The sequence below is a fragment of the Pectobacterium actinidiae genome, from assembly GCF_000803315.1.
Taxonomy (GTDB): Bacteria; Pseudomonadota; Gammaproteobacteria; order Enterobacterales; family Enterobacteriaceae; genus Pectobacterium; species Pectobacterium actinidiae.
This window is the reverse complement of record NZ_JRMH01000001.1, coordinates 1,214,674-1,232,144: the sequence shown is the minus strand read 5'-3', so window position 1 is coordinate 1,232,144 and position 17,471 is coordinate 1,214,674. Positions and strand designations below refer to the sequence as shown.

Genomic DNA, 17,471 nt, shown 5'->3' with positions numbered 1-17,471 from the left:
TCTTTCCTCCTGAATCGCGTTTATCCGTCATGGTGAACATGGCCAAATGATTAGCATAACTTACGGTTTTATTTTCTTCTCAACAGCCAAGCAACAACGATGCCAACATACAAAATGTGACATCATTTCTATGCGGCACAGAGATTTTTACCTCATCACGCGGGGTTGGGAATATCAATAAATGTCACATCAAAACCATGCTGCGCTGCCAGCCATTCACCCAACGCCCGAATGCCGCCGCGTTCGGTGGCATGGTGTCCAGCAGCAAAGAAATGCAGCCCCATTTCACGCGCGATATGGATCGTTTGCTCAGACACTTCACCGGTAATAAACGCATCGACCCCGAAGCGGGCCGCTTGTTCAATAAAGCCCTGACCACCACCAGTACACCAGGCCACGCGCTGTATCTGTTGCGGTGCATTATCACCACAATGCAGCACACTACGCCCCAACCGTTTTTCTACACGGCGGCAAAAGGCGTCTGCTGTCATGGGCTGTGCCAGTTCGCCGTACGGCACTAGCGGCTCAATCGAGCCCTGTACCTGAATCTCCAGCAGCGCCGCCAGCTGTGCGTTATTCCCCAGTTCTGGGTGTGCGTCCAACGGCAGATGATAGCCATACAGGTTGATATCATTAAGCAGCAGCGTTTTGAGGCGGTTACGTTTCATACCACACACAATTTGCGGTTCGTTTTTCCAGAAGTAGCCGTGGTGAACCAGAATCGCATCGGCCTGCTTTTCTACCGCCGCATCCAGCAGCGCCTGTGATGCCGTTACGCCTGTCACAATGCGTTTTACGTCTGCGCGCCCCTCAACCTGTAACCCATTCGGCGCGTAGTCCTGAAACGTCTCGGTACTCAGTTTCTCGTTAATGATTCTTTCCAGTTCCACATTACGCATACTTACTTTTCTCTTCTTGATCGTTATTCGCCATACCGATATTTTTTGCCGCCTCAAACGCCGCCAGCGTATCCTGACGCGCAGTTTTATGGTCGACGATTGGCAGCGGATAATTCAGTTGATGGTGGTGTTTGTCAGCCCAGCGATGGGGCTGATGAATATCTTTATCCGGCACGGCGGCCAGTTCGGGCAGCCAGTGACGAATAAACCGACCTTCCGGGTCGAAGCGCTCGCCCTGCGTTGTCGGGTTGAAAATACGAAAATAAGGTGCCGCGTCGGTGCCTGTCGACGCCGCCCACTGCCAGCCGCCGTTATTCGCCGCCAGATCGCCATCCAGCAGCTGCGACATAAAGTAGCGTTCGCCTTCACGCCAATCGATCAGTAAATCTTTGACGAGAAAACTGGCGCAAATCATACGTAAGCGATTGTGCATCCATCCCGTTTCATTCAGTTGACGCATCGCCGCATCCACGATCGGGTAGCCGGTTTTCCCCTGTTGCCAGGCAGCTAAATCCTCTGGTGATTCCCGCCATTTCACCCACTGCGTCCACGCGGTGAACGGTCGGTGTTTACACAACTGCGGCCAGGACACAATCAGGTGGCGGTAAAACTCACGCCAGACCAGTTCATTAAACCAGGTGAATGCTCCGCCCTCACGCCGTTCCAGCATATCCGGGCATTCGGCACGCAGGCGGTTAAAACATTGGCGCGGCGATACGATCCCCAGCGCCAAATACGGAGAAAGTTTGCTGGTGCCAGGCTGTGCCGGAAAATCCCGCTGCTGGTCGTAATCCTGCACCTGTTCGCGACAAAAGCGCCGCAGTTGCTGCAATGCCGCGCGTTCGCCGCGAGGAAAATCCTCACCATCCACTTCGCGCTGCGGATAGCTGAACGGTGCCAGTCCCACCGTGTTATCGATCGGCTCACCGCGCGCATCCGGTGCTGGCACGCACGTCGTATCCGACTCCAGCAGGCGTTTGATAAAGGCCTGACGAAAAGGCGTAAACACTTTATACATCTCGCCATTCCCCGTCAGCACGCTACCCGGCGGCAGCAACAGGCTGTCATGATAACCGTGACAAACCACGCTATCCGCCAGCCGATCTTTCACCTGCTTATCACGCAGGCGCTCGTTGATTTCATACTGATAATGGTAGAAAAGATCGGTGGCCTGCTGCTGCGCACAAAACTGCACCAGCCAGTCAACCGATGCCGCAAAGTCAGTACATTCGTGGTAATGCAGCGGGATACCTTTTTCGGCCAGCGCATGCTGTACCAGCGTCAGGTTTTCCAGCAAAAAAGCCGCCTGACGCGGTGCCATGTCGTGCTTTTCCCACTGCGCGGGTGTCGCGATAAAGACGGCCAGCACAGTGGCGTTCGGATCCTGACAGGCCGAGTACAGCGCCAGATTATCGGTCACGCGTAGGTCGTTGCGTAGCCAGACTACATGCGTGGTCATGAAATTCCTCGGGCAGTCAAACTAGTGTCCATAACGCAGGCGTAATGCCTCTGGATACGGCTCAAAGTAACGCTGCTGAGCCAGATACGCATCGGGATATTCCGCCATGTAATGTTTTAGCAATGTGATAGGTGCCAGTAGCGGCTGCAAGCCCTGCCGATAGCGGTCGATGAGCTGCGCCAACTCCTGTCGCTGCTGAGCATTAAGCTGCCGTCGGAAGTAGCCCTGCACGTGCATCAGCACATTGGTGTGGTTGCGCCGCGTCGCAGGCGTCGCCAGCAGCTTCATCAGCCGCTTCCGGTACTCAATGATGTAATCTTCCAGCGATTCCCACTTATCGATCGCCGCAACAAACGGCCCCAGTTCGCGGTATTCCGGCTGGGAATGCGCCAGCAGCAGGAGTTTATAGCGGCTATGAAAGGCAATCAGCGCGCCACGGCTCAGCCCGTTTTGCCATAGCTGATTCAATTCGTGTAACGCATAAACGCGCTCAATGAAGTTTTCCCGCAGGCCGGGATCCTGTAGACGTCCGTCTTCCTCAACCGGTAGCCAGGGCATTTGCCGCATCAGCTCCTGCGTAAACAGGCCGATACCACTTTTACGCGCATCCTTTTGCGCTTCATTGTAAACCTTCACGCGCTCCATACCGCAGCTTGGCGATTTGGCGCAGACGATATAACCGCATAAGTGCTGAAGCTGGCTGACTTTGTCAGCGGAAAACGCCACCATCTGCTGGGTGACATCCAGCGGTGAACCATTGCTGGCACGCAGCGTGATGTGGTTTTCCCCTTCTCGTACCAGCCTGAGCGCCGGACGCGGCACCGGTAAACCAATCGCCATTTCCGGGCAGACAGGTTCAAAACGAAAATAGGGTGCCAGCTGTTCAGCAGCAAACGTCAAACGTTTATGTCCGCCATCAAATCGCACGGGATTACCGAGCAGACAGGCACTGATACCAACAGGGATGAGTTCGAGCGTCATGATTTATCCTTATACCCGTCATATTTCAAGCTGCATTCTGCAAACCCTCTGACCAGCATAGCGGATTTCACCACGATTCTGTGCAGTCGCAGTGAAGAATAAAGTAATAAATCATGAGATTGGGGAGAAATAGCGGAAGAACAGTCGGGAAGGGAAAAGAGTAAATCGCGTCAAAACATCTTTAAACCGATACTTCGCCGGTTCATTTTTTGTGTTTATCTGCCATTCCCGTTTTAGGGATACAGCAGATAAACACGAGAGACCTTAAACGTTGGCCTTAATAGAAATCGCAAGCGGCGGCTTCGGACTGCGCCATCCATACCGGTTTATCGCTGGTTTTCAGCCAGACGCGGTGTAAATAGCTGTAAAAACGTGCCCGATCGCGGCGGAACAGCATCACCGGTAACGCCAGCACACCGATGGCAACCACGGCAGCGCGACGCAGGAGAATACGGTGCAAGGGATAAGTAGTATAAAGCGACATAACGATCCTCCTCTGGGATAAGCGCCCTTGTTCAGCGGCGCTTTTCATAACGATAAATAAGAACTGTGATATTGGTTAAAATTTTACCGCCTTTTCTGAAAGTTTACTACTCATCTGACCAGTAAAAGATGAAATAATCGCCAATTTTTTTCGTCATTACGTCATTAAGTTACAGCAAGGTTAAAAATAAACTTACCATTAGTTAATTTATGGTTTTAGATTGGATCACTTGAGTTCCTCTTCGCTAATTATCTCTTCTCGCCGCCTTCAGCTTTGCTCACGCCATAACGCTCTTATCGCGTTACTGCTTACTTTTCATTCCATTTTTATACTTTTTTTACGCCCACAGACGGGAAATTTGCACCTTCTTTTCCTGCGTTTTCCTACCCTGACGCTGTCTATTCTGTTCTGGAGGTGTGTTGTGACGCTTAGCATCGTCTTAGGCGGCCTACTCGTGCTGCTATTACTGGCCTATCTGGTTTATGCCTTGTTGAAGGCGGAGGAATTCTGATGGCCGCTGACGCTTTTTTACTGATCTTTGGTCTGCTGATCACGGTGCTGATCGTAGCCCAGCCGTTGGGCAGCGTACTGGCCCGTCTGATTGAGGGCGAGACGGGTACGCGCCTGCAAAAATTTGAGGCGGGTACTGCGCGCCTTTTCGCTTTGGATACGACGGAAATGCGCTGGCAACAGTATGCGGCGGCCATTCTGACGCTCAACCTAATCGGCATTCTCGTGCTGTTTGTGCTGTTAATGGCGCAGGGGGCACTGCCGCTTAACCCAGAAAATATGCCGGGACTGTCGTGGCATTTGGCGTTAAACACGGCGATCAGTTTTGTCACGAATACCAACTGGCAGGCCTACAGCGGTGAAAACACGTTGAGCTACCTGAGTCAGATGGTCGGGCTAACGGTACAAAATTTCCTTTCCGCCGCCAGCGGCATTGCGGTGGCTTTCGCGTTAATCCGCGCGTTTTCCCGTCGCAGTGTCGATACGCTGGGCAATGCGTGGCTCGATCTGCTTCGTATCACGCTGTACGTATTACTGCCGCTTTCTCTGTTACTAGCACTGTTCTTTGTCAGTCAGGGCGTATTACAAAATCTGCTGCCTTACCAACATCTGACCACACTGGACGGCGCAGCCCAAACGCTGCCGATGGGGCCGGTTGCCTCACAGGAAGCGATTAAACTGCTGGGCACCAACGGCGGCGGTTTCTTTGGCGCCAACTCGGCGCACCCGTTTGAAAACCCGACGGCGCTGAGCAACATCGTGCAAATGCTGGCGATCCTGCTGATCCCTACGGCGCTGTGCTTCGCCTTTGGCAAAGCCGTCAGCGATAAGCGGCAAGGCCACGCGCTGCTGTGGGCGATGGCATTGATCTTTATCGTCGCGGCGACCGTGGTGATGAAAATGGAGGTCACCGGTAACCCGCATCTGCTGGCCTTAGGCGCGGACAGCGCCGTAAACCTGGAAGGCAAAGAGACGCGCTTTGGCGTCCTGACGTCCAGCCTGTATGCCGTTGTCACCACGGCCACCTCGACGGGCGCGGTGAACGCTATGCACGATTCCTTCACGGCACTCGGCGGTATGGTTCCCATGTGGCTGATGCAGATTGGCGAAGTCGTGTTCGGCGGCGTCGGTTCTGGCCTGTACGGCATGCTGCTGTTCGTGCTTCTGACCGTCTTTATTGCTGGCCTGATGATTGGTCGCTCACCGGAATATCTGGGCAAAAAGATCGAAGTCTATGAGATGAAGATGACGGCACTGGCGATTCTGATTCCGCCCGCACTGGTGCTGCTCGGCACCGCGCTGGCACTGAGTACGGAAGCGGGACGCAGCGGCATTCTGAACCCCGGCGCACACGGCTTTAGTGAAGTGCTCTATGCGGTGTCTTCCGCCGCGAATAACAACGGCAGCGCGTTTGCCGGCCTGAGCGTCAATACGCCGTTCTATAACGTCCTGCTCGCTGTCGCCATGCTGCTGGGCCGCTTTGCCGTCATGGTACCCGTGCTGGCTATCGCAGGTTCGCTGGTGGTGAAAAAACGCCAGCCGGAAAGCAAAGGCTCACTGTCGACCCGTAGTCCGCTATTTATCGGCATGCTCATTGCCATCGTACTGCTGATTGGTGCGCTGACATTTATCCCTGCACTGGCGTTAGGGCCAGTCGCTGAACATTTACAGTTCGGCCTGACTCACTAAGGCTGGAGACTTTTTATGACTCGTCACACGATGAATCATCAGGCAACAAATGAACCGACCTCAGCCCAACAGGGTGAGGCCTCCCGCCACGTTGGCAAACGCAAACAGCAAACGCTGTTTGACAGAACGTTAATCCGTTCGGCGCTGAAAGATGCGTTGAAGAAACTCGATCCACGCGTGCAGTGGCGCAACCCGGTCATGTTTGTGGTGTATCTCGGCAGTATGCTGACCACCCTCGTCTGGCTGACTATTCTGGCGGGTAAAACGGAAGGGAATGCCGTGTTTACCGGGCTGGTGTCACTCTGGTTATGGTTTACCGTCCTGTTCGCCAATATAGCCGAAGCGCTGGCGGAAGGTCGCAGCAAAGCGCAGGCCAACGCGCTGAAAGGCGTCAAGAAAACCAGTTGGGCTAACAAGCTCTCCGCGCCGCATCACGATGCCAGTTCGGAATCGGTACCAGCAGACAGCCTGCGTAAAGGCGATATCGTGCTGGTAAACGCGGGTGAAACCATTCCGTGCGACGGCGAAGTGCTGGAAGGCGGTGCATCCGTCGATGAAAGCGCTATTACCGGGGAATCCGCCCCGGTGATCCGCGAGTCCGGCGGCGATTTCGCTTCCGTTACAGGCGGCACGCGCGTGCTGTCCGACTGGCTGGTGATTCAGTGCAGCGTCAATCCCGGCGAAACCTTCCTCGACCGAATGATTGCGATGGTTGAAGGGGCGCAGCGTCGGAAAACGCCGAACGAAATCGCCTTAACCATTCTGCTGATCGAGCTTACGCTCATCTTCCTGCTGGTAACTGCCACGCTCTACCCTTTCTCCTGGTTCGGCGTACAGGCGAATAACAGTGGCGATGTCGTCGGCGTGACCGTACTGGTCGCCCTGCTCGTCTGTCTAATCCCGACCACCATTGGCGGCCTGCTGTCAGCAATCGGCGTAGCGGGGATGAGCCGGATGCTGGGGGCTAACGTGATCGCCACTAGCGGCCGTGCTGTCGAAGCGGCGGGTGATATCGACGTTCTGTTACTGGATAAAACTGGCACCATTACGCTGGGTAACCGTCAGGCTTCCGCTTTCCTGCCCGCGCCGGGCGTCACCGAGCAGGCACTGGCTGATGCCGCACGCCTTGCCTCTTTAGCCGATGAAACACCAGAAGGCCGCAGCATCGTGGTGCTGGCAAAGCAGCGCTTTACCCTGCCGGAGCAGGACGTAACGTCGCTGGACGCCACCTTTGTTCCCTTTACCGCCCAGACGCGCATGAGTGGCGTCAATTTTGGGCAGCGCACCATTCGTAAAGGCGCCGTCGATGCCCTGCGTCGCTACATTGAAGCAAACAATGGCGATTTCCCGCATCAGGTCGAGGAAGCGGTATCCAACGTCGCACGCAGCGGCGGCACACCGCTGGTGGTTGCAGAAGGCAAACGCATACTTGGCGTGGTGGAGCTGAAAGATATCGTGAAAAGTGGCGTCAAGGCGCGCTTTGCCGAACTGCGCAGCATGGGGATCAAAACCGTGATGATCACCGGCGACAACCCACTCACGGCGGCAGCGATTGCCGCAGAAGCAGGCGTCGATGATTTTCTGGCAGAAGCCACACCGGAAACCAAGCTGGCGCTGATTCGCCAGTATCAGGCCGAAGGCAGACTGGTGGCGATGACTGGTGACGGCACGAACGATGCTCCCGCGCTGGCACAGGCCGATGTCGCAGTGGCGATGAACTCCGGTACGCAGGCAGCGAAAGAAGCGGGCAACATGGTCGATCTGGATTCCAACCCGACCAAGCTGATCGAAGTGGTGCATATCGGCAAACAGATGCTGATGACGCGCGGCTCGCTGACCACGTTCAGTATCGCCAACGACGTGGCGAAATATTTCGCCATTATCCCAGCGGCTTTTGCAGCCACCTATCCGCAGCTCAATGCGCTAAACGTGATGCAACTGCATTCTCCCACGTCAGCCATGCTGTCTGCGGTGATCTTCAATGCGCTGATTATCGTGTTTCTGATCCCGCTGGCGCTCAAAGGGATTAGCTATCGCCCCATGAGCGCGGCGGCACAGTTAAGTCGCAATTTGTGGATTTATGGTCTTGGCGGGCTGTTGGTACCGTTCCTCGGTATCAAGCTCATCGATATGTTACTGACCGGGCTGAATTTGGCTTAAGGACTGACGGGTATACGCTATGCGCTATTTACGTTCTTCTTTGTTTTTATTCTTATTACTACTGCTGTTTACCGGTCTGGCCTATCCGCTACTGACAACGGTGTTGGCACAGTGGCTGTTCCCCACACAGGCAAATGGATCGCTGATTTACCGTGAGAATGCCGTCGTCGGCTCATCCCTGATTGGGCAGGCATTCAGCAAGGCGGGCTATTTCCAGGGACGCCCCTCTGCCACGTCAGATGCGCCGTATAACGCACTGGCATCCGGCGGTAGCAATTTAGCCGCCAGCAATCCGGCACTGGATAAACTGATCGGTGAACGTGCCGCTTACTGGCATCAGGCTGTCGGTCATCAGCAACCTGTACCTGCCGAGCTATTGACGGCTTCCGGCAGCGGGCTGGATCCGCAGATTTCCCCAGAGGCGGCACGCTATCAGGCGCTCCACATCGCGCAGGCCAGAGGGCTGTCGCTCCAGCAGGTACAGCAATTGATCGATCGCTTTACCGAAACGAGTAAGCCCGCGTTCATTGGGCAACCGACGGTCAATGTCCTGCTGCTGAATTTGGCGCTGGATAAGGAAAAAGTCCTGCCTTAATCGACAGTGCGTTACTATTAATCATTATACCCGTCATACTTCAAGCTGCTTGTGCGTTGGCTGCCCTTACTCACCCCAGTCACTTACTTGTGTAAGCTCCTGGGGATTCACGCGGTTGCCGCCTTCATGCAACTCGAATTATTTAGGGTATATACGGGGAGCCAGACTCCCCGCCGTCTTTGCTGCGGCCTGACCACGGTTCAGGCCGCGCCAATAAGGGATAGAACATGATTGACGGTGAAGATCGTCGCCCGGATCCCGATAGCCTGTTGGCTCAGGTCGGTGCACCGCCGCGTGGCAAGCTGAAGATCTTTTTTGGTGCCTGCGCAGGCGTCGGGAAAACCTATGCTATGTTGCAGGAAGCTCAGCGGCTGCGGGCACAGGGATTAGATATTCTTGTCGGCGTGGTCGAAACCCACGGCCGCAGCGAGACCGCCGCGCTGCTGGAGGGTTTACCGCTGCTGCCACTCAGGCACTTTCGCCATCACGGTCGCCACACGGTTGAGTTCGATCTGGATGCAGCACTGGCGCGCTGTCCGGCGCTGATTCTGATTGACGAACTGGCGCACAGCAACGTTAACGGCTCTCGTCATCCCAAACGCTGGCAGGACGTGCAGGAACTGCTCGATGCCGGTATCGATGTCTTGACCACAGTGAACGTTCAGCATCTGGAAAGCCTGAATGACGTGGTCGGTGGCGTCACGGGAATTCGCGTACGAGAAACCGTGCCAGACCCGATCTTCGATCAGGCCAGCGAAGTTATTTTGGTGGACCTGCCGCCGGACGATCTGCGCCAGCGCCTGAATGAAGGCAAAGTGTATCTGCCGCTTCAGGCCGAGCGTGCCGTCGAGAATTTTTTCCGTAAAGGCAATTTGATCGCCCTGCGTGAGCTGGCGCTGCGGCGCATGGCGGATCGGGTTGACGATCAAATGCGCGCCATGCGTGCCGGGAAAGGCCGCGAGCAGGTCTGGCATACGCGCGATGCCATTCTGTTATGCATCGGCCACGGCACGGGCAATGAAAAACTGGTGCGTACGGCAGCGCGGCTGGCGGCACGGCTGGGCAGCGCCTGGCACGCCGTTTACGTCGAAACGCCGCGCCTACACCGTTTGCCCGAGCCACAGCGGCGCGCCATCTTGCGAGCATTAAAGCTGGCGCAGGATCTCGGTGCAGAAACCGTTACGCTATCCGAACCCGACGAAGAGCTTGCCGTCCTGCGCTATGCGCGTGAGCATAATCTCGGCAAAATCGTCATTGGTCGCCATGTGGAGCAGCGTTTTGGCTGGTGGTGGCGCACGCGTTTTGCCGAACGGCTTGGCAGGCTGGGGCCGGATCTCGATCTGGTCGTGGTGGCCGTGCAGGATGATACGCCAGCCGCACCGATTAAAACGCCTGATGCCCGCGGGCTGGTAGAGAAATGGCGCATGCAGCTCGTCGGCTGCGGACTGGCAACGCTGCTGTGCGCCTTGATCACCCTGCTCGCGTCGTGGTCGCCGTTTGCCATGCTGGAACCGGTCAATCTGGTGATGATTTATCTGTTGGCCGTGGTGGTGGTCGCCCTCTTCTTTGGCCGCTGGCCGTCGGTATTCGCTGCCGTCATCAACGTTGCCAGCTTCGATCTCTTCTTTATCCTGCCGCGCGGCACGTTTGCCGTATCGGACGCCCAATATCTGGTCACTTTTGCCGTAATGCTCGGCGTCGGCCTGTTGGTCGGTAATCTGACCGCCGGCGTGCGCTATCAGGCCAGAGTCGCCCGCTATCGCGAGCAGCGCGTCCGCCATCTGTATGAGATGTCCAAAGCGCTGAACCGTAGCCTGTCCAGCACCGATATTGTCGAAGCCAGCCAGCATTTTCTCAGCACGACGTTTCAGGCCAGGATCGCGGTTCTGCTCACCGACAGCCTGCATCATACGTCACCCGAGATCGCGCAGCCCGCACGGGATAATCAACAGTTGATTGTCGATCATGCTATCGCCCGCTGGAGCGTCGATCACCGCGCACCGGCCGGAGCGGGAACCTCCACTCTGCCCGGCGTGTCGTATCAGATCCTGCCGCTCGCCACCACGCAGCAAATCTTCGGCGTTCTGGCGATCGAGCCTAATAACGCTCGGCAGTTGATGATTCCTGAACAGCAGCGCCTGCTGGAAACCTTTACCGTGCTGATTGCCAATGCGTTGGAGCGTCTGCATCTGATGCAAAGTACGGAAAATGCCCGGCTGGACGCCGAACGTGAGCAGTTGCGTAACTCGCTGCTCGCCGCACTCTCGCACGACCTTCGTACACCGCTGACCGTACTCTTTGGTCAGGCAGAAATCCTGACATTGAATCTGGCAAGCGAGGGATCACCTTATGCCCAACAGGCTAACCAGATTCGCCAGCACATTTTGAACACCACGCGACTGGTGAATAATCTGCTCGATATGGCGCGCATTCAGTCGGATGGTTTTAACCTGCGCAAAGAGTGGCAAACGCCGGAGGAGCTTATCGGCAGTGCCCTGCAACAGCTGGAAAGCGCACTGGCAAAAAACACCATTCAGGTTAATCTACCTGACGAGATGGTTCTGGTTTATTGTGATGCCGGGCTGGTGGAACGCGTGTTCATTAACCTGCTGGAGAATGCGCTGAAGTACGCTGGCGAACAGGCCACAATAGTGATTTCAGCAAGCGTTACTTCAGAGAGCACAGCCTCGCAACCCGATGCACAGGAGAGCGCGCTGGAGATCATCGTGCGGGACAATGGTCCGGGAATTGAGCACGGCCAGGAAAGCATGATTTTTGATAAATTTTCCCGCGGTCACAAAGAATCATCGATTCCCGGCGTGGGGCTGGGGCTGGCGATTTGTCGGGCAATTGTGGAAATTCACGGTGGCCGTATCTGGGCAACGAATGCAGAAAACGGCGGTGCCGCTTTCCATTTCACGCTACCGCTATCGGCACCACCGGATCTCGCACCAGAAGATATTGAGGAGCACTGAATCCATTGCAGGCCACTATTCTGATCGTTGAAGATGAAAAAGAGATCCGTCGTTTTGTTCGTCAAGCGCTGGAAAGCGAAGGCTGTCGCGTGTTTGACGCCGAAACGATGCAACGCGGTTTGCTGGAGGCAGCCACGCGTAAACCCGATCTGATTATTCTCGATTTGGGCCTGCCGGACGGCAACGGTATCGACTACATCCGCGATTTACGTCAGTGGAGCAGCCTGCCCGTGATTGTGCTGTCTGCCCGTACCGACGAGCAGGATAAAATAGACGCGCTGGATGCCGGTGCCGATGACTATCTGACAAAACCGTTCGGCATCGGCGAACTGCTGGCACGGTTGCGCGTCGCGCTGCGTCGCCACAGTAATACACAGCAGGAAACGCCGCTGGTGAGTTTCAGTAATATCACCGTTGATTTGCTTAACCGACAGGTCAATCGTGATGGTCAGGAACTGCACCTGACGCCTATCGAATTCCGCCTGCTGGCAACGTTACTCGCCAGCCCCGGCAAAGTGCTGACACAGCGCCAACTGCTGACGCAGGTCTGGGGGCCGAACGCCGTCGAGCACAGTCACTATTTGCGCATTTATATGGGGCACCTGCGCCAGAAGCTGGAAAGCGACCCGGCGAGACCGCGTCATCTCTTGACAGAAACCGCTATCGGCTATCGTTTTATGCCGTAAAATCATCTTTCTGTATCAGGCGACGTCCGTGGAGAATCTCTCCTGCGGTACGCGCTTGTCATTTCTTCAGGAATACGTCGTCATGAGTAGTTGGTTAATTTACGCTTTACTGTCTGCTGTGTGCGCCGCGCTGGTCGCGATATTTGGCAAGATTGGTTTGCAGAATTTGGACGCCAATACGGCGACCGCGATTCGTGCCGTCATCATGGCACTTTTTCTGGTGGGCGTGGTGGTCGCGCAAGGTAAGCTGGCGCTGGTCGGGGAGATTGTCGCCAATAAGAAAGCGCTGTTGTTCATTGTGCTCAGCGGTGTTGCAGGTGCGCTATCGTGGCTGTTTTATTTTGTCGCGTTGAAGAACGGTAACGTCGCTCAGGTCGCACCGATCGATAAGCTCAGCGTGGTCTTCGCCGTCGTGCTGGCGGTCATACTGCTGGGAGAAAAAATTTCGCTGATGGCAGGAGCTGGCGTTGCGCTGATTTCCGTGGGAGCGTTGTTGGTCGCGTTGGGATAAAGGCGTGCTACGTTTTCTGTCCGTGCAAGATTAAAAAAGCAGACCGTTGAAAAACCGATTTGCCGAATGAAGACGGGTGTAACGGAATAGAAGAGTAAAGCGTTTGCGCCAGGGACAAAAACGTCAGGAACGTTTTTGAACGTCGCTTGCGGCGGCCCTGCAAGGGTGAATCTCAGGGATGAGATTCATATCTGCCCAACCCGAGCTTACATGGACGTACTTGCAGCGTCTTTACGATCTATCCGTTACATCCGCTCTGCGGACTTTGTCAGCAGTCGGAAAGGCGCTGCAAGCAGCGCCTTTCCACTCATTTAGCCGTTGCGAGAACCGCACTGACAATCTCTACCGCTTCTTTCTCGATTCGCTCGCGGTGTTCCGCCCCGAGGAAACTTTCACAGTAGATCTTGTAGGCTTCTTCCGTACCAGAAGGACGCGCGGCAAACCAGCCGTTCTCCGTCATCACTTTCAGGCCACCAATCGCCGCCCCGTTGCCCGGCGCGGCAGTCAGGCGTGCGGTAATGGGATCGCCCGCCAGCGTGCTGGCCGATACCTGCTCAGGTGACAGCTTGGACAGAACGGCTTTTTGCGCATGTGTCGCAGAAGCCTGAATACGGTTGTAGCTCGGTGCGCCAAAGCGCTGTGCCAGCTCATCATAGTGCTGCTGTGGGTTTTTACCCGTCACGGCGGTAATTTCCGCCGCCAGCAGACACAGAATGATGCCGTCTTTGTCCGTCGACCACGGCGTGCCGTCGAAACGCAGGAAAGAAGCCCCCGCACTCTCTTCACCACCGAAGCCAAAGCTACCGTCATACAGACCGTCAACGAACCATTTGAAGCCCACCGGTACTTCCACCAGCTTACGACCCAAATCAGCGACCACACGATCGATCATTGCGCTGGATACCAGCGTTTTGCCGACGGCAACAGACTGTCCCCACTGTGGACGATGCTGGAACAGATAGTTGATCGCCACCGCCAGATAGTGGTTCGGATTCATCAGCCCAGAAGGCGTGACGATACCGTGGCGGTCATAGTCAGGATCGTTGGCAAACGCCAGATCAAACTTGTCGCGCAGCGCCAGCAGCCCAGCCATAGCGAATTCTGACGAGCAGTCCATACGGATCACACCGTCGTGATCCAGCGACATAAAGCGGAATGTCTGATCGACGGCATCGTTAACCAGCGTCAAATCCAGCTTGTAGTGCTCTGCGATACGCTGCCAGTAGGCAATGCCAGAACCACCCAGCGGGTCGACACCCAGTTTCAGACCCGCGCGTTGAATCGCCGCCATGTCCACCACGCTAGCCAGCCCTTCTACATAGGCTTGAACCAGATCCTGTTCATGGACGTGTCCGCTTTTCAACGCCTGATCCAGCGTAATACGCTTCACGCCACGCAGTTCATCTGCCAGCAGCGCATTGGCGCGCGTCTCAATCACGCTCGTGAGGTTGGTATCTGCCGGGCCACCGTTCGGCGGATTATATTTAATGCCGCCATCTTCAGGCGGGTTGTGGGACGGCGTAATCACAATACCGTCCGCCAGCGCACCGCCCTGACGATTGTGAACCAGAATCGCGTTAGACACCGCAGGCGTTGGGGTAAAGCCATTATCCAACTGAACGACCACATCCACGCCGTTGGCAGCCAACACTTCCAGCACGGAGATAAACGCAGGCTCGGAGAGTGCGTGAGTATCTTTACCGACATAGCACGGACCGCTGATGCCTTGCTTTTTACGCTCTTCGGCAATCGCCTGCGCAATCGCCAGAATGTGCGGTTCATTAAAGCTATGACGCCCCGCGCTACCGCGATGGCCAGACGTACCGAATTTCACCGCGTGCGCTGTGTTGCCGACTTCCGGGCGCAGCACATAATATTGTGACGTTAACTGTGCCACATTAATCAAATCGCTCTGCTGGGCAGGCTGTCCGGCCCTTGGGTGATTAGCCATTGGCGCTTCTCCCTAACACTAGTTAGATAAGTAGTTAATATATCCGTCATACTTCAAGCTGCTTGTGCCTTGGCAATACTCAGCTCATTTCTGAGCCTCGCCCTGAAGGGCCGCCGCAAGCGGCGTTCAAATCGGCGAAGCCAATTTGTCCTTACTCACCCCAATCACTTACTTATGTAAGATCCTGGAGATTCGTGCGGTTGCCGCCTTCACACAACTCGAATTATCTAGGGTATAGATCAATAATTAGATGGTTCCGCACACTTTTTCTGTCAGTTCCGCTGGGAACTGCATCGTCAGCATAATGTGCTCAACCATGCTACGTTTACGACCGGTATTCGTGTTGGTGATCACCCAGTATGGCGTGCCCGGAATATGTTTGGGCTTGGTGTGTGTGCCATGCTGAAGCAACGTTTGCTGGTCGCCCGCGAAATAGACGCGGGTGCGGCCATGAAGGGATTCTGTCGCGGCAGCAAACTCCTGCGGCGATAAGGTATACAGCGTGGACAGAACCAGCATAAAGCGATTGATGGCTTTATTCTGTTCAGCGTATTCATCCGACAGCAGCAGCTCACGCAGGGTTCGTACCCGATCGCGCGGGCTCGGTGCAGCGGCAGGTTGAGACATCGCCGTTGCCGTCGCCTCTACCGCAGGTGCGGTGACAGGCTGCCCAGCGGTAAATTTCAGCATGCGCCGTAAAATATCCGATGCGCTCTCACCAATATGCTGTGTGTGGCTGGCAATATAACGATAAAGCTCTTCGTCGACTTCAATAGTTTTCATCTTTATCCAGTGCTGTGTTTACCCATTATCGTGCAAATTACAGAGACATTTCCCTTCTGTAACCCGACACCTCTGGGTAGATGACTCAAATCAAAAGGATTATACAGGCGTTCAAACGTTATCGAACAGCGGCATAGTGGGACAATACCAAAAGTCAGACTATGCCCCAATGTCTTTCACATCTCTTCAAGTGCTATCCCCGTCATACTTCACGTTGCATGTACGTTGGCTGCGTTCAAATCTGCTCCCGGCAGATTTGTCACCCGAATCACTGACTCCAGTAAGCTCATCGGGACTCCTTCGCTTGCCGCCTGCCTGAAACTTGAATTATTTAGGGTATGTATCGATTCCTTCGGTGACAACATTGATTCTAAAGTCATGATACCCTAAGCCCATGTCTCTCTGAATGAACTTCACCATGAAATTGAATCATCGCTGGCAAAATGCGCACCAGCCCACAGATAAGCTCCCTGTCGTCCTGATTCATGGCCTGTTTGGCACATTAGATAACCTTGGCGTATTGGGCCGGGATTTGCAAAACACGCATGATATTCTGCAAATCGATTTACGCAATCACGGTTTGTCGCCACGTTCATCGCAAATGAACTACCCTGCGATGGCGCAGGATGTGCTGGCATTACTGGATGAACTGAATATCGAACGCGCTATCGTTATTGGACATTCGATGGGCGGAAAAGTCGCCATGGCGCTCAGCGCACTCATTCCCGAGCGGCTGGACAAGCTGGTTGCCATTGATATCGCGCCGGTGGATTATCAGGTGCGTCGCCACGACACGATTTTCACCGCGCTGCGTGCCGTAACGGAAGCTGGCCTGACATCACGCACGGAAGCGGCAGCATTAATGCGACAACATATAAAAGAAGACGGCGTGATTCAGTTTTTGCTGAAATCCTTCCAACAGGGAGAGTGGCGTTTTAACGTACCTGTTTTGTGGGATGAGTACGAAAACATCGTCGGCTGGCAAGAGGTTCCGGCCTGGCAAGGGCCAATCCTGTTCATTCGCGGCGGCGATTCTCCCTATCTCGACGATAGCTACCGCGATTCGCTATTGCGTCAATTCCCGGCGGCGCGTGCCCATGTGGTCAGCGGTGCTGGACACTGGGTTCACTCAGAAAAGCCCGATGCAGTTTTGCGTGCAATCCATCGTTTTCTGGACACGAATTAACCAGACGACACTGACACTGGCGGATTCATGATAACGGCGGCAGTTAACCGTTGTCGCCGCCAGTGCGGCTAGGGTATGATGGCGCTCGCAGTAGAGGGACGGCTGATTCAGCCACAAGCATTGTAACCACTTCATCAGAATGCACGCATAACTCCCCGACATGTTTCATAGATAGAAAACCGCAACCTGACAATCCCGTAACAGGGTGATGATAGGCATCGGTTTTATCTGTAGAGCAAAACGGCAGCGCCGTGTATTTTGGTCCGAATACCTTGCAGTATCATTACTTATGGCAAAAGAACAAACGGATCGCACCACACTGGATCTGTTCGCAGACGAGCGTCGTCCGGGCCGCCCCAAGACCAACCCGCTCACGCGTGACGAACAACTAAGAATCAACAAGCGTAATCAACTACGTCGCGATAAAGTTCGTGGCTTGCGTCGTGTTGAATTAAAGATTAACAGCGACGCCGTCGATATCCTGAACAGCCTTGCTGAAGAGCGGAACATTAGCCGCAGTGAATTGATTGAAGAGATGCTGCTGGCACAGTTGGCCGAACAACAGACCTGATTGGCTTAACGCGATATTCACATAATGCAGT

General features: G+C 55.0%; 15 protein-coding genes. 9 read left to right on the top strand and 6 right to left on the bottom strand.

The annotated features are described in order from the left end of the window. Positions 1–155: 155 nt before the first annotated feature. From KKH3_RS05155 to KKH3_RS05140, 4 genes are all read right to left on the bottom strand, one after another. Positions 156–899: a type 2 GTP cyclohydrolase I gene (locus KKH3_RS05155; RefSeq protein WP_039356539.1), complete on the bottom strand. Its 744-nt coding sequence runs from the start codon at positions 897–899 to the stop codon at positions 156–158. Further along, positions 892–2,358: a deoxyribodipyrimidine photo-lyase gene (phrB, locus tag KKH3_RS05150; RefSeq protein WP_039356536.1), complete on the bottom strand. Its 1,467-nt coding sequence runs from the start codon at positions 2,356–2,358 to the stop codon at positions 892–894. Before phrB ends, KKH3_RS05155 begins: the two co-directional genes overlap by 8 nt. A gap of 21 nt (positions 2,359–2,379) precedes the next feature. Beyond that, entirely contained in the window at positions 2,380–3,339 is a 960-nt protein-coding gene (locus KKH3_RS05145) for a YbgA family protein (protein WP_039356533.1), read from the bottom strand. A gap of 277 nt (positions 3,340–3,616) precedes the next feature. Next, positions 3,617–3,823: a YbfA family protein gene (locus KKH3_RS05140; protein ID WP_010299142.1), complete on the bottom strand. Its 207-nt coding sequence runs from the start codon at positions 3,821–3,823 to the stop codon at positions 3,617–3,619. Positions 3,824–4,244: 421 nt separating this feature from the next. Between KKH3_RS05140 and kdpF the strand changes: the two genes are divergently transcribed. From kdpF to KKH3_RS05105, 7 genes are all read left to right on the top strand, one after another. Further along, a complete protein-coding gene (kdpF, locus tag KKH3_RS22070) occupies positions 4,245–4,334 on the top strand; it encodes a K(+)-transporting ATPase subunit F (protein ID WP_039290783.1) in 90 nt (29 codons plus the stop codon). Then, on the top strand, positions 4,334–6,022 hold the full coding sequence (kdpA, locus tag KKH3_RS05130; RefSeq protein ID WP_039356531.1) for a potassium-transporting ATPase subunit KdpA: 1,689 nt from the start codon (positions 4,334–4,336) through the stop codon (positions 6,020–6,022). The genes kdpF and kdpA overlap by 1 nt, the downstream gene beginning before the upstream one ends. A gap of 15 nt (positions 6,023–6,037) precedes the next feature. Beyond that, on the top strand, positions 6,038–8,182 hold the full coding sequence (gene kdpB / locus KKH3_RS05125; RefSeq protein ID WP_039356527.1) for a potassium-transporting ATPase subunit KdpB: 2,145 nt from the start codon (positions 6,038–6,040) through the stop codon (positions 8,180–8,182). 19 nt (positions 8,183–8,201) lie between these two features. Then, on the top strand, positions 8,202–8,777 hold the full coding sequence (kdpC, locus tag KKH3_RS05120) for a potassium-transporting ATPase subunit KdpC (RefSeq protein ID WP_039356524.1): 576 nt from the start codon (positions 8,202–8,204) through the stop codon (positions 8,775–8,777). Positions 8,778–9,004: 227 nt separating this feature from the next. Continuing rightward, on the top strand, positions 9,005–11,752 hold the full coding sequence (kdpD, locus tag KKH3_RS05115) for a two-component system sensor histidine kinase KdpD (protein WP_039356519.1): 2,748 nt from the start codon (positions 9,005–9,007) through the stop codon (positions 11,750–11,752). Positions 11,753–11,757: 5 nt separating this feature from the next. Beyond that, positions 11,758–12,438, top strand: a complete 681-nt coding sequence (gene kdpE, locus KKH3_RS05110; protein ID WP_039356516.1) for a two-component system response regulator KdpE — start codon at positions 11,758–11,760, stop codon at positions 12,436–12,438. A gap of 82 nt (positions 12,439–12,520) precedes the next feature. Further along, on the top strand, positions 12,521–12,949 hold the full coding sequence (locus KKH3_RS05105; protein ID WP_039356513.1) for an EamA family transporter: 429 nt from the start codon (positions 12,521–12,523) through the stop codon (positions 12,947–12,949). Between the two features lie 307 nt (positions 12,950–13,256). Here KKH3_RS05105 and pgm read toward each other — a convergent pair whose 3' ends face one another. Continuing rightward, the gene (pgm, locus tag KKH3_RS05100) at positions 13,257–14,900 is read right to left on the bottom strand and encodes a phosphoglucomutase (alpha-D-glucose-1,6-bisphosphate-dependent) (protein WP_039356511.1); all 1,644 of its coding nucleotides are present in this window, start codon (positions 14,898–14,900) and stop codon (positions 13,257–13,259) included. Positions 14,901–15,146: 246 nt separating this feature from the next. Continuing rightward, positions 15,147–15,683 carry a replication initiation negative regulator SeqA gene (gene seqA, locus KKH3_RS05095; protein WP_039356508.1) on the bottom strand — a complete coding sequence of 179 codons (537 nt, stop codon included), beginning with the start codon at positions 15,681–15,683 and terminating at the stop codon, positions 15,147–15,149. 418 nt (positions 15,684–16,101) lie between these two features. Here seqA and ybfF point away from each other — a divergent pair, with 418 nt between their 5' ends. Beyond that, positions 16,102–16,869, top strand: a complete 768-nt coding sequence (gene ybfF, locus KKH3_RS05090; RefSeq protein ID WP_039356505.1) for an esterase — start codon at positions 16,102–16,104, stop codon at positions 16,867–16,869. Positions 16,870–17,158: 289 nt separating this feature from the next. Then, positions 17,159–17,440 (top strand): LexA regulated protein, encoded by a 282-nt coding sequence (ybfE, locus tag KKH3_RS05085; RefSeq protein WP_039356503.1) that lies wholly within the window; start codon positions 17,159–17,161, stop codon positions 17,438–17,440. The last annotated feature ends 31 nt before the right edge of the window (positions 17,441–17,471 follow it).

What these genes read in the sequence shown, in the direction of transcription:
- KKH3_RS05140 (WP_010299142.1), bottom strand. Translation starts at nt 3,823, where the DNA reads ATGTCGCTTTATACTACTTATCCCTTGCACCGTATTCTCCTGCGTCGC.
- kdpA (WP_039356531.1), top strand. Translation starts at nt 4,334, where the DNA reads ATGGCCGCTGACGCTTTTTTACTGATCTTTGGTCTGCTGATCACGGTG.
- KKH3_RS05155 (WP_039356539.1), bottom strand. Translation starts at nt 899, where the DNA reads ATGCGTAATGTGGAACTGGAAAGAATCATTAACGAGAAACTGAGTACC.
- KKH3_RS05145 (WP_039356533.1), bottom strand. Translation starts at nt 3,339, where the DNA reads ATGACGCTCGAACTCATCCCTGTTGGTATCAGTGCCTGTCTGCTCGGT.
- ybfE (WP_039356503.1), top strand. Translation starts at nt 17,159, where the DNA reads ATGGCAAAAGAACAAACGGATCGCACCACACTGGATCTGTTCGCAGAC.
- seqA (WP_039356508.1), bottom strand. Translation starts at nt 15,683, where the DNA reads ATGAAAACTATTGAAGTCGACGAAGAGCTTTATCGTTATATTGCCAGC.
- kdpD (WP_039356519.1), top strand. Translation starts at nt 9,005, where the DNA reads ATGATTGACGGTGAAGATCGTCGCCCGGATCCCGATAGCCTGTTGGCT.
- pgm (WP_039356511.1), bottom strand. Translation starts at nt 14,900, where the DNA reads ATGGCTAATCACCCAAGGGCCGGACAGCCTGCCCAGCAGAGCGATTTG.
- kdpC (WP_039356524.1), top strand. Translation starts at nt 8,202, where the DNA reads ATGCGCTATTTACGTTCTTCTTTGTTTTTATTCTTATTACTACTGCTG.
- kdpB (WP_039356527.1), top strand. Translation starts at nt 6,038, where the DNA reads ATGACTCGTCACACGATGAATCATCAGGCAACAAATGAACCGACCTCA.
- phrB (WP_039356536.1), bottom strand. Translation starts at nt 2,358, where the DNA reads ATGACCACGCATGTAGTCTGGCTACGCAACGACCTACGCGTGACCGAT.
- KKH3_RS05105 (WP_039356513.1), top strand. Translation starts at nt 12,521, where the DNA reads ATGAGTAGTTGGTTAATTTACGCTTTACTGTCTGCTGTGTGCGCCGCG.
- ybfF (WP_039356505.1), top strand. Translation starts at nt 16,102, where the DNA reads ATGAAATTGAATCATCGCTGGCAAAATGCGCACCAGCCCACAGATAAG.